Here is a 19,109-nt window from a genome sequence, read left to right on the forward strand (position 1 = left end):
GAACGGTGCCTGTTCCTCGTCAGTCACTACTTAAGCCACTCGAAAGCTCCCAGGTGCCGTGCCCGGGAGCCTTTGCTCACGAAGCCCCGGGCACGCCAGGGATTTCGCCAACGAGGAGTTTTTGTCTGATGAGTACGAAAAAAACCAGTACCCCGAAAAGCCAGATGGCGGGGACCGATACCCTGGACCGAGGCAACAGCAACAGTAAGTTGCAGAGCCTGGAGCCGTTCCGCTCCGACGCCACGGGCCAGGCCCTGCGCACCAACCAGGGGGTGAAAGTCGCTGACAACCAGAACAGTCTCAAGGCGGGCGCTCGTGGTCCTTCGCTGCTGGAAGACTTCATCATGCGGGAGAAGATCACCCACTTTGACCATGAGCGGATTCCCGAGCGCATCGTCCACGCCCGGGGCGTTGGCGCCCATGGCTACTTCCAGAGCTACGACAATCATTCGGCCCTGACCAAGGCTGGTTTCCTGCGTGACCCGGGGAAAAAGACTCCGGTGTTCGTGCGTTTTTCCACGGTCCAGGGGCCGAGAGGTTCCGGCGATACCGTGCGCGATGTACGGGGTTTTGCGGTGAAATTCTTCACCGACGAGGGCAACTTCGACCTGGTGGGCAACAACATGCCGGTGTTCTTCATCCAGGACGCCATCAAGTTCCCCGACTTCGTGCATGCGGTGAAACCCGAACCCCACAACGAGATCCCCACCGGCGGTTCGGCCCACGACACCTTCTGGGACTTCGTCTCCCTGCAGCCGGAGTCGGCGCACATGGTGATCTGGGCCATGTCCGACCGGGCCATTCCGAAAAGCCTGCGCAGCATGCAGGGGTTTGGCGTGCACACCTTTCGGTTGATCAACGCCGAGGGGCGTTCGAGCTTCGTCAAGTTTCACTGGCGACCCACTGTCGGTACTTGTTCCCTGGTCTGGGATGAAGCGCAAAAGCTGGCGGGCAAGGACACCGACTTCCACCGTCGCGACCTGTGGGAGTCCATCGAGGCCGGCGATTACCCGGAGTGGGAGTTCGGCGTGCAGATCATCGCCGAGGAAGACGAGCACAGCTTCGACTTCGACATACTCGACCCCACCAAGCTGATTCCCGAGGAGCAGGTGCCGATCACGCCTCTGGGCAAGATGGTGCTCGACCGCAACCCGGACAACTATTTTGCCGAAACCGAGCAGGTGGCCTTCTGCCCGGGGCACATCGTGCCGGGGATCGATTTTTCCAACGATCCGTTGCTGCAAGGGCGGCTGTTTTCCTACACCGATACCCAGATCAGTCGCCTGGGTGGGCCGAACTTTCATGAGCTGCCCATCAACCGACCACTGACCCCTTTACACAATGGTCAGCGTGACGCGATGCACCGCACCACCATCGACAGGGGGCGGGCTGCCTATGAGCCGAACTCCATTGATGGGGGCTGGCCGAAAGAAACCCCGCCGGCGGCCCAGGATGGTGGTTTCGAGAGTTATAACGAGCGCATCGATGCCCACAAGATCCGTCAGCGCAGCGAGTCGTTTGGCGATCATTTCTCCCAGGCGCGGCTGTTCTTCAACAGCATGAGCAAGCACGAGCAGGAACACATCATCGCGGCCTACAGCTTCGAGCTGGGCAAGGTCGAGCGGCAGTGGATTCGTGAGCGGCAAGTGAATGAGATCCTCGCCAATATCGATCTGCACCTGGCCGGCCGCGTGGCCGAGAACCTGGGCTTGGCCGCGCCGACGAAAGCCACTGTGGCAGAGCGCAAGACGTCGCTGACACGCTCGCCGGCCCTGAGTCAGGCGAACCTGCTGCCGGGTCATATCAAAACGCGGAAAGTGGCAATCCTTGCGGCCAACGGCGTCGATGGTGCCGCGATTGATGCGCTGAAGAAGGCTCTCAAGGCCGAAGGGGCACACGCCAAGCTGTTGGGGCCAACCTCGGCACCGGTTACCACCGCGGATGGCAAGCGCCTGCCGGTGGATGCTTCCATGGAAGGCTTGCCGTCAGTGGCGTTCGACGCGGTGTTCGTGCCGGGAGGCGTGCAGTCGATCAAGACCCTGAGCGGCAATGGCGTGGCGCTGCATTACCTGCTGGAGGCGTACAAGCACCTCAAGGCGATTGCCTTGCACGGTGAGGCCCGGGAGCTGTTGCACAACCTCAGACTGGAGGCGGATGAAGGCTTGATCCTGGGGACGGATGCCAAGGCGCTGAAGGCGTTCTTTGCTGCCATCGCTCAGCATCGGGTCTGGAGTCGGGAGGAAAAGGCCAAGGCAATCCCGGCCTGAACACACCTTCACCGACAAGCCCGCTCCCCCCGTAGGAGCCGGCTTGCCGGCGAAGGTTTTACTGCGCCTTGCGCGGAGTCAGCACCATCTGCGCCGGCACGTGGCGCACGATCTGCCGGCTGATCTTCTGTTCAAAGTCCGGGTCGAGCTTCTTCACCCGCTTGCCGAGCAAGGTCGACAGCCAGGGATAATCCTCGGTGCGCGGCACCTGGATGCTCACGTCGCACTGATAATTCACCACATCGGCGGCCAGGGCATCGAGTTGATGACGCAGCTTGCGGATATCGGTGACGTTCAAGGCGATGGTGGTGCTCGGGGCCGCAGGATCGATCAGCTTGGCCGGTGGGCGCGCCTCGGCGGCCTTCAAGGCGGCTTCGGCCTGTTCCAGCTCGGCCTTGCGTGCATGAGCGATGGCGTTGTTGACTCCGCCGGTCAGCGCCGGCGCCTTGGGCATCAGCGCCCGGGCGCGACTCAGGGCAGTGGCGGCGGCATTCACGTCACCCTTTTGCAGGACGATCTGACTGCGCTGCAGATAGGCTTCGGCAATCTGCCGCTGGTATTGCACCAACTGTGGGTCGTCAGGCGTTTGTGCCTGCAATGCACTGAGTTGGTCTTCAGCGGTGGCCAGCTCACTGCTGGCAATGTTTTGTTCCAGCTGCGCGATGGCCGTAGCCCGCGCATCGGGGACCTCGGTGGTCGCCGGTGGCGTGCTTTGGCAGGCCCCCAGCAGCAGGGAGAATGCGACAAGGAGCAGATAACGGGAGGCGAACGGCTTCATTCCTGCGACTCTCTATTTGCGCAAAAAGCGAGCAAGTCTACACCCCTCGACGGGGCAGAACAAAACTCAGCAGAAACAGTGCGGCGGCCGTGACCACGATCGACGGCCCGGCCGGGGTGTCCTTGAACCAGGACAGCGCCAGCCCGCCGCACACCGCGAGCATGCCCAGCAGGCTTGCGCCCAGGGCCATCTGCTCGGGCGAACGGGCGTGACGCTGTGCCGCAGCGGCCGGAATGATCAGCAACGAGGTAATCAGCAATACCCCGACAATCTTCATCGCCACCGCGATCACTACAGCGATCAACAGCATCAGCGCCAGGCGCAGCGAAGCCACGGGCAGGCCTTCGACCTTGGCCAGCTCCTCGTGCACGGTGATTGCCAGCAAGGGGCGCCACAGTGCCACCAGCAGCAACAGCACCGCTGCGCTGCCGCCGAGAATCCACGCCAGATCGCCAGGGCTGATCGCCAGCAGGTCACCGAACAGGTAGGCCATGAGGTCGATTCGCACTTCATGCATGAAGCTTAGTACCACCAGGCCCAGGGACAGGGTGCTGGGAGCAAGAATCCCCAGCAGCGTGTCGGATGCCAGGGGCTGGCGTTGTTGCAGGGTCACCAGCAGCACCGCCAGCAACAGGCAGCCTACGGTGACTGCCACCGCGGGGCTGACATCCAGCAGAAAACCCAGGGCGACCCCCAGGAGCGCAGCATGGGACAGGGTGTCGCCAAAGTAGGCCATGCGCCGCCAGACCACGAAGGACCCCAAGGGGCCGGCAACCACCGCCAGGGCCAAACCTGCGAGCAGGGCGTAGAGCAGAAAATCAGCCATGCTTGCAGTTTTCTCCATGGACATGGGGGTGGCCCGCGGCGGGCTGGGTGACCACCGAGCCATGCAGGTCATGGGCGTGATCGTGATGGTGGTGGTAGATCGCCAGGCTCGGCGCGTTCTTGCCGAACAGCTCGACGAAGGCGGGATCGCCGCTGACCTGTTCGGGGTGGCCGGAGCAGCAGACGTGGCGGTTGAGGCAGACCACCTGGTCAGTGGTGCTCATCACCAGATGCAAGTCATGGGAGACCATCAGTACGCCGCAGCCATGACGGTCCCGCAGGCGGGTGATCAGGCTGTAGAGTTCGGCCTGGCCGGCGACGTCAACACCTTGTACCGGCTCGTCGAGTACCAGCAGTTCAGGCTCGCGCAGCAATGCCCGGGCCAGCAGCACGCGCTGCATTTCGCCGCCGGAAATGCTTTGCACCGGGCTGTCGATCACCTGCTCGGCGCCGACTTCCTTGAGGGCAGCCAAGGCTCGGCTGCGATCCACGCCCGGTACCAGGCGCAGAAAGCGCAGCACTGACAGGGGCAGGGTCGGGTCGACATGGAGCTTTTGCGGCATGTAGCCGACCCGCAGCTTGGGCTTGCGCCAGACGCTGCCTCTGTCGGGCTTGAGCAGACCCAGTACGGCACGCACCAAGGTGGTCTTGCCGGCACCGTTGGGGCCGATCAGGGTCACGATCTGCCCGGGCTCGACGCTGAGCTGGATGTTGTCCAGCACGTTCTGCCCGGCAAAGGTCACCCCGACCTGCTCGAGGCGGATCAACGCAGTGCTCATCAAGCCCCCTGGCAGCCCGAGCAGAGCCCGACCACTTCGACGGTCTGGCCCTCGACCACGAAGCCGACGTCGCGGGCGCTGGTGACGATGGCGTCGCTGATGGATTTCTGTTCGAGCTCGATGGCGGCGTGGCATTCGCGGCAGATCAGGAACTGACCCTGGTGCGCGTGTTCCGGGTGGTTGCAGCCGACGAAGGCGTTAAGCGAGGCGATGCGGTGTACCAGGCCGTTTTCCAGGAGAAAATCCAGGGCCCGGTAAACCGTTGGCGGGGCGGCGCGACGACCGTCCTGCTCGCTGAGTACGGCGAGAATGTCGTAAGCCCCCAGGGGCTTGTGGCTTTGCCACACCAACTCCAGCACCCGCCGACGCAGGGCGGTCAGGCGCAGGCCTTGCCGTGCGCACAGGGCGTCGGCCTCAGACAGTGCGCTGTGTACGCAGTGAGAGTGGTCGTGTGGACGGCTGGCAAGGGGTGTTTTAGGCATGAGCGGCGACGAGGTTTGTGAGAGACGTTATTATGTTACCCGTTCTCGCCTCTTCGAGTGTCCATCGTGCCCACACTTTTTCGCCTTTTTGTCGCTTTTACCTTCAGCTTGTTCGCGATCGGCTCGGCCCAGGCCGAAGTCCGGGTACTCACCAGTATCAAGCCGCTGCAACTGATCGCTGCGGCGGTGCAGGATGGCGTGGCCATTCCCGAGGTGCTGCTGCCGCCGGGCGCTTCGCCGCACAACTATGCACTGCGCCCGTCGGACGTACGCAAGGTGCAGAGTGTGGACCTGCTGTACTGGATCGGCCCGGACATGGAGGGTTTTCTGCCGCGGGTATTGAAGGGCCGTAGCCTGCCGTCGGTGGCGGTGCAGGATCTACCGGGCATGAAGCTTCGCCATTTCGCCGAGGATAGCCACTCGCATTCCGAAGAAGCCGACGAACATGATCACGATCATCGCCCGGGGACCCTGGATGCCCACCTGTGGCTGTCGCCGTTGAATGCCCGGGTGATCGCGACGCGTATCGCTGCGGACTTGAGTGCTGCCGACCCGGCCAACGCTGCCCGTTACCAGAGCAACCTGAAAGCGTTCACTGAGCGTCTGGATGCCCTGGATACTCGCTTGAAGGCTCGCCTGGCGGGGATCGCCGGCAAGCCCTACTTCGTGTTCCACGAGGCGTTCGATTACTTCGAGGACGCTTATGGCCTCAAGCACACCGGGGTGTTCAGCGTTGCTGCGGAAGTGCAGCCGGGCGCGCAGCACGTGGCGGCCATGCGCGCGCGTTTGCAGCAGGTGGGCAAGACCTGTGTGTTCAGCGAGCCACCTCTGCGTCCACGGCTGGCCGAGACGTTGGTGGCCGGCTTGCCGGTGACGCTGGCTGAGCTCGACGCGCTGGGCGGGTATACGCCCGCGACCGCTCAGGGCTATGAGCAGGTGCTGGAGAAATTGGGGAACGATCTGGCGGGCTGTCTGGAGCAGCTTTAAGCAGGGATTGTTGCGGGGTGTTTTTCGCGGGCAAGCCCGCTCCTACAGGTTCGCTCTGTAGGAGCGGGCTTGCCCGCGAAGGGTTTACAGGGCGAACGGCAGCGTGAGGCTGACCTGTTGCCGCTGTGCCAGGCGCTGCTGGAACTCCATCGGATCGTGAATCAGTACGTCCTGCCCGGCGAAACTTTCGGCGGCAATCAGCCGTGACAGCCAGAAGCGCACGCAGGCCACCCGCAGCATGGTCGGCCAGAGTTCTGCCTCGGCGGCAGTGAATGGCCGCAGTGCCGCATAGGCGCCCAATAGGGCCCGGGCCCGCGAGCCGTCGATCACGCCTTCGGCGTCGGAGCACCAGTCGTTCAAGGCAATGGCCACGTCGTAGAGCATCGGCCCCGAGCAAGCGTTGTAGAAATCGATCAGGCCGGTCAGGTGGGTACCTTCGAACATCGCGTTGTCGCGAAACAGATCGGCGTGGATGTTGGCCCTAGGCAGGGCGAGGATCCTGATCTTCTGCTCGGTGATTTCATCCAGCGCCCGCTGCAGCAGGTTCTGAGCGCGAGCATCGAGGTGCGACAGCAGCTGGGTGCCCTCTTCCTGCATCCAGTCCAGGCCACGATCGGTCTTGCGTTTGATCATGTTGTCCTTGGTCGCCACGTGCAGATGCCCGAGCAACTCACCCACCTGAGCACAATGCTGGGCGTTGGCTTGCTTGATGTGCTTGCCCGCCAGGCGCGGTTGCAGCAGCGCCGGCTTGCCTGCCAGTTCCCGCAGGGCCACGCCGTCTGTGGTGCGCAGTGCATAAGGCACCGGCAGGTCGGCCTGGTGCAGTACGTCCAGCAGTTCGATGAAGAATGGCATTTCCTGGACCGGGCCGCGCTCCACCAGGGTCAGGACGAACTCGCCCTGTTCCAGGCTGATGAAGAAGTTGGTGTTTTCGCTACCAGCGGCGATCCCCTGGAAGTCAAGCAGGCGGCCGAGCCCATAAGGGGCGAGAAAGGTTTCCAGCTCGGGCCGAGCCAGGGGGGTGAACACAGACATGGTTAAAAACTGCCAGTACGGGCGCCGCTATCCAGCCAGCGCCATTGAGTTGAAGTCGGAGTGGTTTACCACTCAAAGATTTTCCACGAAGGGATCAGCATATCCGGCTGATCCGAACGGATGAAGTTGCCGTCGGAGCCATCGGCGCGCACCAGGAAGTAGGGTTTACCACCCTTGGGCGTGACCTTGATGGCGTACAGAAAGCCATTTTGCCGGTATTCCTGGATGGTCTTGTCGCCTTCCGTGCGAATGGTCACTTCCGGGTCCGCGGATGGCGCATCTTCTGCGGCGATCGCGGCCAATGGAGCGATTGCAATCAAGCCGGTCAGCAGCAAGCGATTTAGTGTGCGCATGATAACCTTGTCCCTTTGTCGTCAACGGTCCCGCTATTCTAGCGCCGGACCCGCCGAAAAGGTTGATCGCGCTCATGAGCCAAGCCCCCCTCGTCCTGGTGGACGGTTCTTCATATCTGTACCGCGCGTTTCACGCGTTGCCACCTCTGACCACCTCCAAAGGCCTGCCTACTGGCGCGGTCAAGGGCGTGTTGAACATGCTCAAGAGCCTGCGCAAGCAGTATCCGGACAGCCCGTTCGCGGTGGTCTTCGATGCCAAGGGCGGGACCTTCCGCGATGACATGTACGCCGAATACAAGGCCAACCGCCCGAGCATGCCCGACGATATGCGGGTGCAGATCGAGCCGCTGCACGCCAGTGTGATCGCCCTGGGCTTCCCGCTGCTGTGTGTGGAAGGGGTCGAGGCCGATGACGTGATCGGCACCCTGGCCCGCAGCAGCGCGGCGGCGGATCGCCCGGTGGTGATTTCCACCGGTGACAAGGACATGGCCCAGTTGGTCGACGGGCACATTACCTTGGTCAACACCATGTCCGGTAGCAGCATGGATGTGGAGGGCGTGAAGGAGAAATTCGGCGTCGCTCCCGAGCAGATCATCGATTACCTGGCACTGATGGGCGATTCTTCCGACAACATTCCGGGCGTACCGGGTATTGGTCCGAAGACTGCTTCCGGGCTGCTGGTTGGGGTCAATGGCGGCCTGAAGGAGCTCTACGAGCAGCTCGATATCGTGCCGACCCTGCCGATTCGCGGCGCCAAGACCTTGCCGGCCAAGCTTGAAGAGCACAAGGAGATGGCCTTTCTCTCCTATCAGTTGGCGACCATCAAGGTGGATGTGGCCCTGGATGTGGGGCTGGATGACCTGCACCTGCGCGAGCCCGACCGCGAGAAACTGGCGGAGCTCTACAGCCTGCTGGAATTCAAGAGCTGGCTCGATGATTTGCAGCGTGACGCCAAGCGCGTCGAGCTCAGCGCTGCCGAGGCGCCTGAGACGGTGGCAGAGCAACCGGCAGCAGCGGAGCAGGCGCCACTTGAGTTGCAGTACGAAACCATCCTCGACCAGGAGCGTTTTGCGGTCTGGCTGGAGAAACTGAAAAACGCCAAGCTGATGGCGTTCGATACTGAGACCACCGGTATCGATGCACAGCAGGCGCAACTGGTGGGGCTGTCCTTCTCGGTCAAGGCCGGGGAAGCGGCCTACGTTCCGTTGACCCACTCCTATATGGGTGTTCCGGAGCAGCTGGATCGCGACACTGTGCTGCTGGCTTTGAAGCCGTTGCTGGAAGATCCCAAACTGCTCAAGGTCGGTCAGCACGCCAAGTTCGACATGAACATCCTGGCCAATTGCGCCATAGGTGGTGATCAGGCCAGCGGCATCACCGTGCGCGGCATTGCCTTCGACACCATGCTCGAATCCTATGTGCTCAACTCCACCGCCACTCGCCATGACATGGACAGCCTGGCGCAGAAGTACCTGGACCACAGCACCGTGAGTTTCCAGGACATCGCCGGCAAGGGCGCCAAACAGCTGACTTTCGATCAGATCCCCCTTGAGCAGGCGGGGCCGTATGCTGCTGAAGATGCCGATGTGACCTTGCGTCTGCATCAGGTGCTGTTCGAGAAACTGACAGCCATTCCGAGCCTGGCCAGCGTATTGACCGATATCGAGATGCCGCTGGTGCCGGTCCTGGCGCGGATCGAGCGTCAGGGTGCTCTGGTGGACGACAAGCTGCTGGGGGTTCAGAGCATCGAATTGGGGGACAAGATGGTTGCCCTTGAGCGCGAGGCTTTCGAGATCGCCGGTGAGGAGTTCAACCTGGGTTCGCCCAAGCAATTGGGGACGATCCTCTACGACAAACTTGGCCTGCCAGTGCTGAAGAAGACTGCCAAGGGTCAACCTTCCACCGCTGAAGAGGTGCTGGCCAAGCTGGCGGAAGATGACTATCCGCTGCCTCGGGTGTTGATGCAGTACCGCTCCATGAGCAAGCTGAAAAGCACCTACACCGATCGCCTGCCGGAGCAGATCAACCCGCGCACGGGGCGTATCCACACCTCCTATCATCAGGCCGTGGCGTCTACCGGGCGTTTGTCCTCCAGCGATCCGAACCTGCAGAACATTCCGGTGCGCACCGCGGAAGGTCGGCGTATTCGCCAGGCCTTTATCGCCCCGGCCGGCTACAAGCTGCTGGCAGCGGACTATTCGCAGATCGAGTTGCGGATCATGGCGCACCTGTCGCGGGACGAAGGTCTGCTCAATGCCTTCCGCAACAACTTGGATGTGCACACCGCCACGGCTGCCGAAGTGTTCAAGGTGGAGCTCAAGGACGTTACGTCCGATCAGCGTCGCAGTGCCAAGGCCATCAACTTCGGCCTGATCTATGGCATGGGCGCGCAGAAGCTGGGCAAGGATATCGGCGTCGATACCAAGCAGGCCAAGGCCTACATCGATACCTATTTCGCCCGCTATCCGGGTGTTCGCGAATATATGGACCGCACCCGTGCCCAGGCGGCGGACCAAGGGTATGTAGAGACCATCTTCGGGCGCCGGTTGTACCTGCCGGAGATCAACTCCAACAAGCCGCAAGAGCGTGCCGGAGCCGAGCGCACCGCGATCAACGCGCCGATGCAGGGCACGGCGGCGGATATCATCAAGAAGGCCATGGTGGCGGTGGACAACTGGCTGGAGTCCTCGGGTCTGGATGCACGGGTCATTCTGCAGGTACACGACGAACTGGTGCTGGAGGTGCGTGAGGACCTGGTGGACCAAGTACGTGACGAGATTCGCGGGCACATGAGCGGCGCCGCAACCCTGGATGTGCCGTTATTGGTTGAAGTCGGGGTGGGAAATAACTGGGATGAGGCCCACTAAGGGCTCTTTTAAGCGGTTTTTGCCGCGGCATAGTGTCGCGGTAAAAGCTGGCGAGGGGCTATTAGCACAGAAAATTTCATCGATTATTGCCAATAGTTTTTGCAACGCGCCGGAACTAAATCGGTGAAAGCCCACTCAGAGTTACTGAATGGCTGGTGAAGCCCTTCGATGCTCCTATGTTGTGTTAAGTGTTGGCAGATATCTGGACCCCGCCCTAGCGGTCTAGAACTTGAACCCCGAACTTCCCCCTCCCCATACGAAGTCCGGGGTTTTTTTTGCCTGAAAATTGCCTGGGAAATGATCATGCGGCGTTAAAAGCGCGGCGCGAAATGCTCATTTACAGCCAGTAAACTCCGTTTTCGCACCGCGCTTTTGCCTTGCCTGATCATCCCCCAGACAGTTTTCCCTACGTCCCTCAGGCCTCGATTTCAGCGCCTTTGTCGGCCAGCTCCATCCAGCCTGCCAGCACGGTGTAGGCCTCTTCCAGGCCCATGCGCTTGGGGGCCGAGAACAGTTGGATGGTGACCGCTTCGCCCCAGCCCTTGCGGATCTGCGACTGCACCTTGAGCAGGGTGTTCTTGGCCGCGCCGTAGGTCAGCTTGTCGGCCTTGGTCAGCAGGATGTGCATCGGCATGCCGCTGGCTACCGCCCAGTCCAGCATCAATAAGTCGAAGTCGGTCATCGGATGACGGATGTCCATCATCAGGATCAGGCCTTTGAGGCTCTCGCGACTCCCCAGGTACGCTTCCAGGTGACGCTGCCAGTGCTGCTTCAGCGGGATCGGTACTTTGGCGTAACCGTAGCCCGGCAGGTCGACCAGACGGCGATCGTCGTCTAGCTTGAAGAAGTTCAACAACTGCGTGCGACCCGGGGTTTTCGAGGTACGGGCCAGGCTGGCGTGGGTCAGGGTGTTCAGGGCGCTGGATTTACCGGCATTGGAGCGCCCGGCAAAGGCCACTTCAAAGCCGTCATCGTCAGGGCATTGATCGACTTTGGCGGCGCTGAGCATGAACGTAGCCTGTTGGCACAGACCGAGGATGGGGTTCTTGAGTTGCATGGGATTTCCGATAGGGGCGATGCCGAGAGTGGACGCGGCGAGCGGTGTCGTTTCCGTTTCAGTAACGCCAGTATATAATGCCGCAGATTTTGTGTGCGCTTTGTCCCAGCGTAGGATGAAGTTCACGAGAGCGATAAACCTTGAATGCGCATTAGAACGCAGCACGCTCTCAACCCTGAAAAGGTCGTTTTATGACGAAATGGCTGCTAGCTGCCGGTGTCTTGATGCCGCTTTACAGCGCTCAGGCTACACAGGATCCGGAAGCTGTGTACAACCGTGTTTGTGGGGCTTGTCATTCCGGCCAACTACCCACGGCGCCCCGCAAGGGCGACCAGGAAGCTTGGGCGCCGAGGTTGGCGCAAGGTATGGAGACGCTGGTGCAACACGTGACCCAGGGTTTCAAGGCGATGCCGCCGCGTGGTTTGTGCATGGACTGCAGTGCCGAGGATTACCGAGTCATCATCCATTGGATGAGCGAGTGATCCCGGTCCATAACTCTTAACCCTTAGCCGTAGTTGGATTAGCTGATGAACAAATTACTCGTGAGTCTGCTGTTGACCTTGGGCATCACAGGTGTCGCCCATGCCGCAGGCGACGCTGCTGCCGGTCAGGCGAAAGCCGCAGTATGTGGCGCTTGCCACGGCCCTGATGGGAACAGCATGGCGCCAAACTTTCCCAAGCTGGCGGGTCAGGGGGAAAAGTACCTGGACAAGCAGTTGCACGATATCAAGTCCGGCAAGCGGCAAGTGCTGGAAATGACCGGTCTGCTGACCAATCTGAGCGATCAGGACCTGGCTGACATCGCCGCCTACTTCGCCAGCCAGAAAGGCAGCGTCGGCGCCGCCGATCCTAAAGTCGTGGCCCGTGGTGAAGAACTCTTCCGTGGCGGCAAACTGGACCAGGGCATGCCTGCCTGCACCGGCTGCCACTCGCCAAATGGCGCGGGTAACGCAGCGGCCGGCTTCCCTCACCTGGGTGGGCAGCACGCACAATATGTGGCCAAACAGTTGACCGACTTCCGCGAAGGCAACCGCACCAACGACGGCGATACCATGGTCATGCGCAGCATCGCCGGCAAGCTGAGCAACAAAGACATCGAGGCGGTGTCCAGCTATATTCAGGGCCTGCACTAAGGCCAGCTCGATCAAGCTGCCGAGGGTGTTGAGCCGCGGCAACGTTAATGATCGATTAATCTGACGGTGCAAGCATAAAGGGTGGCTCAGGCCGCCCTTTTTTATGGCGTCTGCCGCTACACTAGCGAACTCAAGCCCGCCATGATCTGTCTGAATTCAGGTCGCGCGAGGCGCCAAAATTGTCCAGGAGTAAAGCATGCGTAATCTGATTCTCAGCGCCGCTCTCGTCACCGCCAGCCTGTTTGGCGTGACCGCTCAAGCCGCCGAACCGCTTGAAGCCGGTAAAACATATGTCGAGTTGAGCAGCGCCGTTCCGGTTGCCGTGCCTGGCAAGATCGAGGTGGTGGAGCTGTTCTGGTATGGCTGCCCGCACTGCTACGCCTTTGAGCCGACCATCAATCCCTGGGTTGAAAAACTCCCTAGCGATGTCAACTTTGTGCGTATCCCGGCGATGTTCGGCGGTATCTGGAACGTTCATGGCCAACTGTTCATCACCCTGGAAGCCATGGGCGTAGAGCACAAGGTTCACAAGGCCGTATTCGAAGCCATCCATAGCGGCAAGAAACTCGCCACTCCAGAAGAGATGGCCGAATTCCTGGTGGCCGAAGGCGTCGACAAGGACAAGTTCCTGAGCACCTACAACTCCTTCGCCGTCAAAGGCAAGGTCGAAGATGCCAAGAAGAAGGCTCAGGCCTATCAGATCACTGGCGTACCGACCATGGTGGTCAACGGCAAGTACCGTTTCGACCTGGGTACCGCCGGTGGTCCTGAAGGCGCGCTGAGCGTCGCCGACCAGTTGATCGCCAAAGAGCGCGCAGCCAAGTAAGCGCCGCCGCCATGCCGCGCTGGGGCTCGGAACGCATCGTTGGCCTGCATGATCCGCAGGTCAACGAGCACCATTTGGCGTCGACCGGCCTGCCGGCGGACAGTCGCCTGCGCTTGCTCAGTTTCAATATTCAGGTCGGCATCAGCACCGAGCGTTATCGCCATTACCTGACCCGTGGCTGGCAGCATCTGCTGCCCCATAACGGGCGTGCGGACAACCTGCAGAAAATCGGCAATCTGCTGGGGGACTTCGATCTAGTAGCCCTGCAGGAAGCCGATGGTGGCAGCCTGCGTTCAGGCTACGTCAATCAGGTGGAACACCTGGCCCAATTGGGCGCCTTCCCTTACTGGTACCAACAGCTCAATCGCAATCTGGGACGCCTGGCTCAGCACAGCAATGGTGTGCTCAGTCGCTTGCGCCCCTGGGCCATCGAAGACCATCCATTGCCCGGCCCCAAGGGGCGCGGCGCAATCCTCGTGCGATTTGGCGAAGGCCCCGAGGCGCTGGTGGTGGTGATGATGCACCTGGCGCTTGGCGCCCGGGCCCGAACCCGGCAACTGGCTTACATCCGCGAGTTGATCGGTGGCTACAAGCATCAAGTGCTGATGGGAGACATGAACACCCACGCCAGCGATCTGCTGGAGCACTCCCCTTTACGTGACCTCAGCCTGTTGGCGCCGCAACTGCAGGCGACCTTCCCCAGCTGGCGTCCGCAACGCTGCCTGGACCATATCCTGCTCAGCCCCAGCCTGACCCTGGAGCGAGTCGAAGTCCTGGCCCAACCCATATCCGATCACCTGCCGGTCGCGGTAGAGATTCGTCTGCCGGGTTCGCTCACGGCCGATGCATTGCCCGCGTTGAGTCCTGCACCTCGCGGAACCGATGAATGAGCGACGACGCCCAACGCTGGAAAGAGAAATACCTCAAAAGCATCGAACAGCAGGAAAAGCTTGAGCGCCGTTGGGCCGCTCGCCTGGACTTGCTGCGTCGTGGCCTGGTGCGTAGCACCCTGGCGGCGGAGGGCACCGATCGCGCGGTCGACCAGTGCATGAAGGAGATGCGCGAGGTCGTGCGCACCGATGACATGGATGCTGGGCTTGCGGCGCTGCTGCCCCGCCTGGAAAAAGCCGTGCTGGACTCCGAGCAGCGGCGTGAAACCCGGGTCGACCAGATGAGCAGCGCCTTGACGGCACTGGTCACTCAATTGCAATCCCTGCCCCTGCCCCGGGAAGTCAGTCGCCCGTTGAAGGCCTTCGCCAAGCAACTGGACGGCCGGGTCAGTCAGGCGCGAGAGATCCCCCTGCTGCTGGGTGAGCTGAGCAATCTCCAGGGCAAGGCCCTGAGCCAGTTGGAAACCCCTGCCGAGCCAGGTCGCCCGAGTCTGCTGCAGCGCCTGTTCGGGGCCCGTGACGCCGCCGATGTTCCCCAGGCAGAAGCGGTTACGCCTGCGGTCCCTGGCCCCGTTCCCGCGGTGGATTCCCGTCCCCAGGTTGAAGAGGTCGCAGAAGCGGACGAAGTGGTTCGCGAGCATTATCAGACCCCTACCACTGACTTGCCGGAAGTCGCCCAGGTCCCTCCGGCAACCGTCGCCGTGACACCGGCCAAGCCCGAGCCAGCTCCCGTTGCGCCGCCCGTTTCCGAGGCCCCGGCCAAGGTTGAGCCCGAAGCCGGCAGCGTACCGGTCCCGCCGTCGGTGACGGCATTCGTGCCGCCAGTCCTGGCGCAGGAAAAACCCCTTGAGCCAGTGCCCCAGGTCGAGATTGACTCTCCGGCTCCGGCTCCGGCTCCGGCTCCGGCTCCGGCTCCGGCTCCGGCTCCGGCTCCGACCGAGGTCGAGGTCGCGCCTCCTGCTTCTGCACCTGTCGATGCTTTACCGCTAGCGCCCCCGGAGCCGTCGGCAGAAGTGCCTGCCGCACTTCAGAGCGAGCCCGTCCCGCTCAACCCCGATGAGTTGCTGCCGCTTCCCGCGGTTTCCCCGGCAGTGCTGCTCGACAGCCTGCCCTTGCCGCCGGTCATGGCCGAGGCTTTGGCGGCCATCGATCCGGAGCAATCCGAGCACGATGTGCTCTACGCTCTGCCGGACTCTCCCGAGCCCTCCTACAGCTCGGTGGCCAAGCATATCGAGCACACCCTGCTGGGGTTGCTCGATGACCTGAGTCTGCCGGAACGCCATCGGCCTCAGGCCGAAGCCATGCGTGATCGTCTGCAACATGGCCTGAACTGGTACGAGTTGCTGCCAATCCTCGATGACCTGGCAGTGCTGATGCTGGCAATTACCGATTCGGGCCAGCATGAGTTCGAGACGTACCTCAAACAGCTTAACGAGCGCCTCGAGGCCTTCCAGAGCAATCTGCAGGCGGCCAGTGATGGCCACGCCGACAGCAGCTCGGCGGCACGGGCCATGGACTCCCAGATTCGTGAGCAGGTCGATGGCCTGCAGAGCAGCGTGCAGGAGGCGGCAGACCTGGATGACCTCAAGCAGGTGCTGGAAAGCCACCTGGAAGGCCTGCTGGGTACCATGGACCACCACCAGAAACAGCGCGATGAGCGTGAGAAGGAAGTGGCGGCCCGCCTGCAAAGTCTGGCAGAACGCGTTTCGAGCATGGAGCAGGAGGCCCAGGGCTACCGTGAGCACCTGGAAGAACAACGGCAAAAGGCCCTGATCGATCCGCTGACCGGCCTGCCGAACCGCGCCGCCTGGACCGAGCGTCTGGAACACGAGGTCGGCCAATGGCAGCAACATGGCAATAGTCTGCTGCTGGCCATGCTCGATCTCGATCACTTCAAGCGGATCAACGACAACTACGGCCATTTGGCCGGGGACAAGGTGTTGAAGATCATCGCCAACGTGTTGCGCAAGCGCCTGCGTGGCAGCGACTTTATCGCGCGTTTCGGCGGCGAGGAGTTTGTCCTGCTGATGCCCAATACCCCGTTGCCAGCGGGCGCGCGGATAGTGGAAGCGCTGCGAGCGGCGGTCGAGGCGTGTCCGTTCCACTTCAAGGGCGAGCCAGTGACCATTACCGTGTCCGTCGGACTGAGCGCCTTCAAGGCCGGTGATCGCAGCGATCTGGTGATAAAAAGAGCCGATCAGGCGTTGTACCGGGCCAAGGATGCGGGTCGCAACCGGGTAGAGGCAGGCTGAGACGCTTGCCGATTCCTGTCTGAAACCTCGGTTTTGCCCATGGCGTTGGGAGCAGTACGTTACACTGTTGCATTCTTTTCATCAGCGTATTGCCCTTTGCCATGAAACTCCTTGCTCTTGCTTTTTCGCTCCTGGTCCTCGCCGGTTGTGCCAGCGGTCCGCGCATCGACACCAGTCACCCTTCGGTCAACTACGACCAGCGCGCCCAGTTCATCATCGTTCACTACACCTCGGCATCCCTGGAACGCTCCCTGGCCTTGCTGACCCACGGTCAGGTCAGCAGCCATTACCTGATCGGCGACGACAAGTCCGCCACTGTCTACAAACTGGTGGACGAGCAATACCGCGCCTGGCACGCCGGCGAGAGCCAGTGGCAGGGCCGGACCTGGCTCAACTCCAGCTCTATCGGCATTGAAATCGTCAACCCGGGCTTTCGTGATGGCCCCAGCGGACGACTCTGGTATCCCTATAGCGAGGCGCAGATCCAGAATCTGATCGTGCTGCTCAAGGACATCAGCAAGCGCAACAACATCTCCCCGCGCCACATCATCGGCCATAGCGACATTGCTCCCCAGCGCAAGCTGGACCCGGGTCCGCTGTTCCCCTGGAAGCGCCTGGCCGACGCCGGACTCGGCTTGTGGCCAAACGCTCAGGCTGTGGCACGCCAGCAGGCGTTTTTTGCCGCGAGCCTGCCGAGCATCAGCTGGTTCCAGCAACAGTTAGCGGTCCTGGGCTATGCCACGCCGCAGACTGGTGAACTGGATGCGGCTACCCGCCATGTGCTGGCGGCCTTCCAGATGCACTATCGCCCGGGTCGTTTCGACGGCACCCCGGACGCAGAAAGCGCAGCCATCCTCCAGGTGCTCAACCAGACAAAATAATGACGCCGCCGGACGGTTCGGGCCGATTACTCAATCAGTTGCTATAACTCATTGGTAATCCTTCGGATCTTTCATGATGCCGGCCGCTCGCCAGACCCTGCGCACCTGGTTCCATCGCCCCTGGTTGCTGGCGATGCTGGCGGCTGCGCTGAGCGCGGCGGTGTTGTTGCTGGGCAGTGCCGGAGTGGCCATGCATCAGGTCCAGCAGCGAGAAAGCGAACAGATGAACGCCCAGGGCCAGCGTTTCCTGGAACGTCTGGAGCAACTGTTCGGGCAACTGCGTGAGGGCCTGGATGTACTGGAGGCCCAGCCGCTGCGCGAGTGCAGCGCCGAGCTGATCGCTGCCCTGCAGCAGGTTAGCTACAGCTATCGCTTCATTTATGAAGCGGCCTATATGGATGCCACCCAGACCTGCTCAAACTGGCCGCAGCAGAATCTCCTGCCTTCGCCCAGGGCTCCGGATATCCGTGGGCCGACCTACAGCTACTGGCTCAACACCTCGACCCAACCCAACGAAAATCTCGCCGCTCTGATGCTGGGACGAGGCAATTTTCGCGTGGCCACCTCCCGTGGGCACTTGACCGACGTGGTCGACCTGCCGGCCGGTGGCAGCCTTATGGTGGTGGTCGACCACGGTGTTCGGGCGATTCCGGTACTGGGTCAGGCTCGGGCCTGGCCACCGGTGGAACCTTGGCGGGCCGGCCGTGACGGTCCCTTGCAGGTCACCCAGGATCTGTTGATCTATCGCATGCCGACCCGTAACCCCGAATACCAACTGGTGATGATCAGCCCCCGGGCCAGCATGCAGGCGGAAATGCTCGATGGCTGGTGGTGGTTGTTGCCGGTCAGCCTGCTAATGGCGCTGTTTATCGGCGGGCTGGTGTATCAGTTGGTGCGGCAGCGCCAGTCGTTGGGAGCAGAGCTGCAAGGGGCCCTGCGACGCGGTGAGCTGCAGGTGCTGTACCAGCCGATCTTCGACCTCAACAGCAGGCTCTGTGTCGGGGCCGAAGCCTTGCTGCGCTGGCGGCGTCCGGACGGCACTCTGACCAGCCCCGATCTGTTCATCCCCCTGGCGGAGAACACCGGACAGATTCGCCAGATCACCGACTTCGTCCTGCAACGCCTGCTGGAGCAACTGGGACACGTGCTGCGAGCCAATCCCCAGCTGTACATATCAGTCAACCTGGCGGCCTGCGATGTCATGGTGCCGCGGATCGGCCTGGTCATGGCCCGGCTCCTGGCGTTGCATCGGGTGGCGGCGCGACAGATCGCCTTCGAGGTGACCGAGCGCGGCCTGATCGACGTGGTGGTGGCGCGCGACAACCTGCAGGCCCTGCGGGATGTCGGGCATCAGGTGCTGATCGATGACTTCGGCACCGGCTACTGCAGCCTGGCCTACCTGCAAAGCCTGCCGGTGGATTGCCTGAAGATCGACAAGGCCTTTATCGACGCCCTAGGCCACGATGCTGCCAGCAGTGGCGTGGCGCCCCACATCATTCGCATGGCCCACGCCTTGAAGCTCAAGGTGATCGCCGAGGGCATCGAGTTCGAGGACCAGGCCTCGCTGCTTAGCAGCGAGGGGGTGAACTTCGGTCAGGGCTGGCTGTTTGCCCACGCCCTGAGTGCGTTGCAGTTCACCGAGCTGATCACCCGCGGTCGGCGTCTGGTGGCCCGGCGCCTGGATGATGAGGCGTGAA

17 protein-coding genes are annotated in these 19,109 nt (G+C 61.9%); 10 read left to right on the forward strand and 7 right to left on the reverse strand.

Annotated features, from left to right (window positions below; genetic code table 11):
• The first annotated feature begins 53 nt into the window (after positions 1-53).
• Entirely contained in the window at positions 54-2,267 is a 2,214-nt protein-coding gene (katE, locus tag P7C00_RS00850) for a catalase HPII (RefSeq protein WP_404937990.1), read from the forward strand.
• Between the two features lie 58 nt (positions 2,268-2,325).
• On the opposite strand, the gene P7C00_RS00855 is transcribed toward katE, so the two are convergent.
• Genes P7C00_RS00855 through zur form a run of 4 tightly spaced genes read right to left on the reverse strand, consistent with a single transcriptional unit; the run spans position 2,326 to position 5,131 of the window.
• Complete coding sequence (locus tag P7C00_RS00855; protein ID WP_404937991.1) at positions 2,326-3,045, reverse strand: PA5502 family lipoprotein; 720 nt, start codon at positions 3,043-3,045, stop codon at positions 2,326-2,328.
• Between the two features lie 37 nt (positions 3,046-3,082).
• Entirely contained in the window at positions 3,083-3,871 is a 789-nt protein-coding gene (gene znuB / locus P7C00_RS00860) for a zinc ABC transporter permease subunit ZnuB (RefSeq protein WP_102862489.1), read from the reverse strand.
• On the reverse strand, positions 3,864-4,649 hold the full coding sequence (gene znuC / locus P7C00_RS00865) for a zinc ABC transporter ATP-binding protein ZnuC (protein WP_404937992.1): 786 nt from the start codon (positions 4,647-4,649) through the stop codon (positions 3,864-3,866). Before znuC ends, znuB begins: the two co-directional genes overlap by 8 nt.
• Positions 4,649-5,131 carry a zinc uptake transcriptional repressor Zur gene (zur, locus tag P7C00_RS00870; RefSeq protein WP_016963931.1) on the reverse strand — a complete coding sequence of 161 codons (483 nt, stop codon included), beginning with the start codon at positions 5,129-5,131 and terminating at the stop codon, positions 4,649-4,651. The genes znuC and zur overlap by 1 nt, the downstream gene beginning before the upstream one ends.
• A 57-nt stretch (positions 5,132-5,188) precedes the next feature.
• On the opposite strand from zur, the gene P7C00_RS00875 reads away from it, so the two are divergent.
• On the forward strand, positions 5,189-6,118 hold the full coding sequence (locus tag P7C00_RS00875; RefSeq protein WP_346634654.1) for a metal ABC transporter solute-binding protein, Zn/Mn family: 930 nt from the start codon (positions 5,189-5,191) through the stop codon (positions 6,116-6,118).
• Positions 6,119-6,202: 84 nt separating this feature from the next.
• Here the strand turns inward: P7C00_RS00875 and P7C00_RS00880 are convergent, their stop codons facing one another.
• Positions 6,203-7,153: a homoserine kinase gene (locus tag P7C00_RS00880; protein ID WP_346634653.1), complete on the reverse strand. Its 951-nt coding sequence runs from the start codon at positions 7,151-7,153 to the stop codon at positions 6,203-6,205.
• 65 nt (positions 7,154-7,218) lie between these two features.
• Entirely contained in the window at positions 7,219-7,506 is a 288-nt protein-coding gene (locus P7C00_RS00885; RefSeq protein WP_346634652.1) for a DUF2782 domain-containing protein, read from the reverse strand.
• Positions 7,507-7,580: 74 nt separating this feature from the next.
• On the opposite strand from P7C00_RS00885, the gene polA reads away from it, so the two are divergent.
• Complete coding sequence (gene polA, locus P7C00_RS00890) at positions 7,581-10,373, forward strand: DNA polymerase I (protein WP_404937993.1); 2,793 nt, start codon at positions 7,581-7,583, stop codon at positions 10,371-10,373.
• A gap of 415 nt (positions 10,374-10,788) precedes the next feature.
• Here polA and yihA read toward each other — a convergent pair whose 3' ends face one another.
• Complete coding sequence (gene yihA, locus P7C00_RS00895) at positions 10,789-11,430, reverse strand: ribosome biogenesis GTP-binding protein YihA/YsxC (RefSeq protein ID WP_123723777.1); 642 nt, start codon at positions 11,428-11,430, stop codon at positions 10,789-10,791.
• A gap of 191 nt (positions 11,431-11,621) precedes the next feature.
• Between yihA and P7C00_RS00900 the strand changes: the two genes are divergently transcribed.
• The 7 genes from P7C00_RS00900 to P7C00_RS00930 all read left to right on the forward strand — a co-directional run bounded on the left by P7C00_RS00900 (position 11,622) and on the right by P7C00_RS00930 (position 19,108).
• Entirely contained in the window at positions 11,622-11,912 is a 291-nt protein-coding gene (locus tag P7C00_RS00900; RefSeq protein WP_025132045.1) for a cytochrome c5 family protein, read from the forward strand.
• Positions 11,913-11,957: 45 nt separating this feature from the next.
• The gene (locus P7C00_RS00905) at positions 11,958-12,563 is read left to right on the forward strand and encodes a c-type cytochrome (protein WP_346634650.1); all 606 of its coding nucleotides are present in this window, start codon (positions 11,958-11,960) and stop codon (positions 12,561-12,563) included.
• 196 nt (positions 12,564-12,759) lie between these two features.
• The gene (locus P7C00_RS00910) at positions 12,760-13,389 is read left to right on the forward strand and encodes a thiol:disulfide interchange protein DsbA/DsbL (RefSeq protein WP_346634649.1); all 630 of its coding nucleotides are present in this window, start codon (positions 12,760-12,762) and stop codon (positions 13,387-13,389) included.
• An 11-nt stretch (positions 13,390-13,400) separates the two neighbouring features.
• The gene (locus P7C00_RS00915; protein ID WP_346634648.1) at positions 13,401-14,279 is read left to right on the forward strand and encodes an endonuclease/exonuclease/phosphatase family protein; all 879 of its coding nucleotides are present in this window, start codon (positions 13,401-13,403) and stop codon (positions 14,277-14,279) included.
• A complete protein-coding gene (locus P7C00_RS00920) occupies positions 14,276-16,531 on the forward strand; it encodes a diguanylate cyclase (RefSeq protein ID WP_404937994.1) in 2,256 nt (751 codons plus the stop codon). The genes P7C00_RS00915 and P7C00_RS00920 overlap by 4 nt, the downstream gene beginning before the upstream one ends.
• A 101-nt stretch (positions 16,532-16,632) precedes the next feature.
• On the forward strand, positions 16,633-17,412 hold the full coding sequence (locus tag P7C00_RS00925; RefSeq protein WP_346634646.1) for an N-acetylmuramoyl-L-alanine amidase: 780 nt from the start codon (positions 16,633-16,635) through the stop codon (positions 17,410-17,412).
• Positions 17,413-17,488: 76 nt separating this feature from the next.
• Complete coding sequence (locus P7C00_RS00930) at positions 17,489-19,108, forward strand: EAL domain-containing protein (protein WP_346634805.1); 1,620 nt, start codon at positions 17,489-17,491, stop codon at positions 19,106-19,108.
• Position 19,109 lies beyond the last annotated feature (1 nt).

This window comes from Pseudomonas sp. JDS08PS003 (genome assembly GCF_045013505.1).
Lineage (GTDB): Bacteria > Pseudomonadota > Gammaproteobacteria > Pseudomonadales > Pseudomonadaceae > Aquipseudomonas > Aquipseudomonas protegens_B.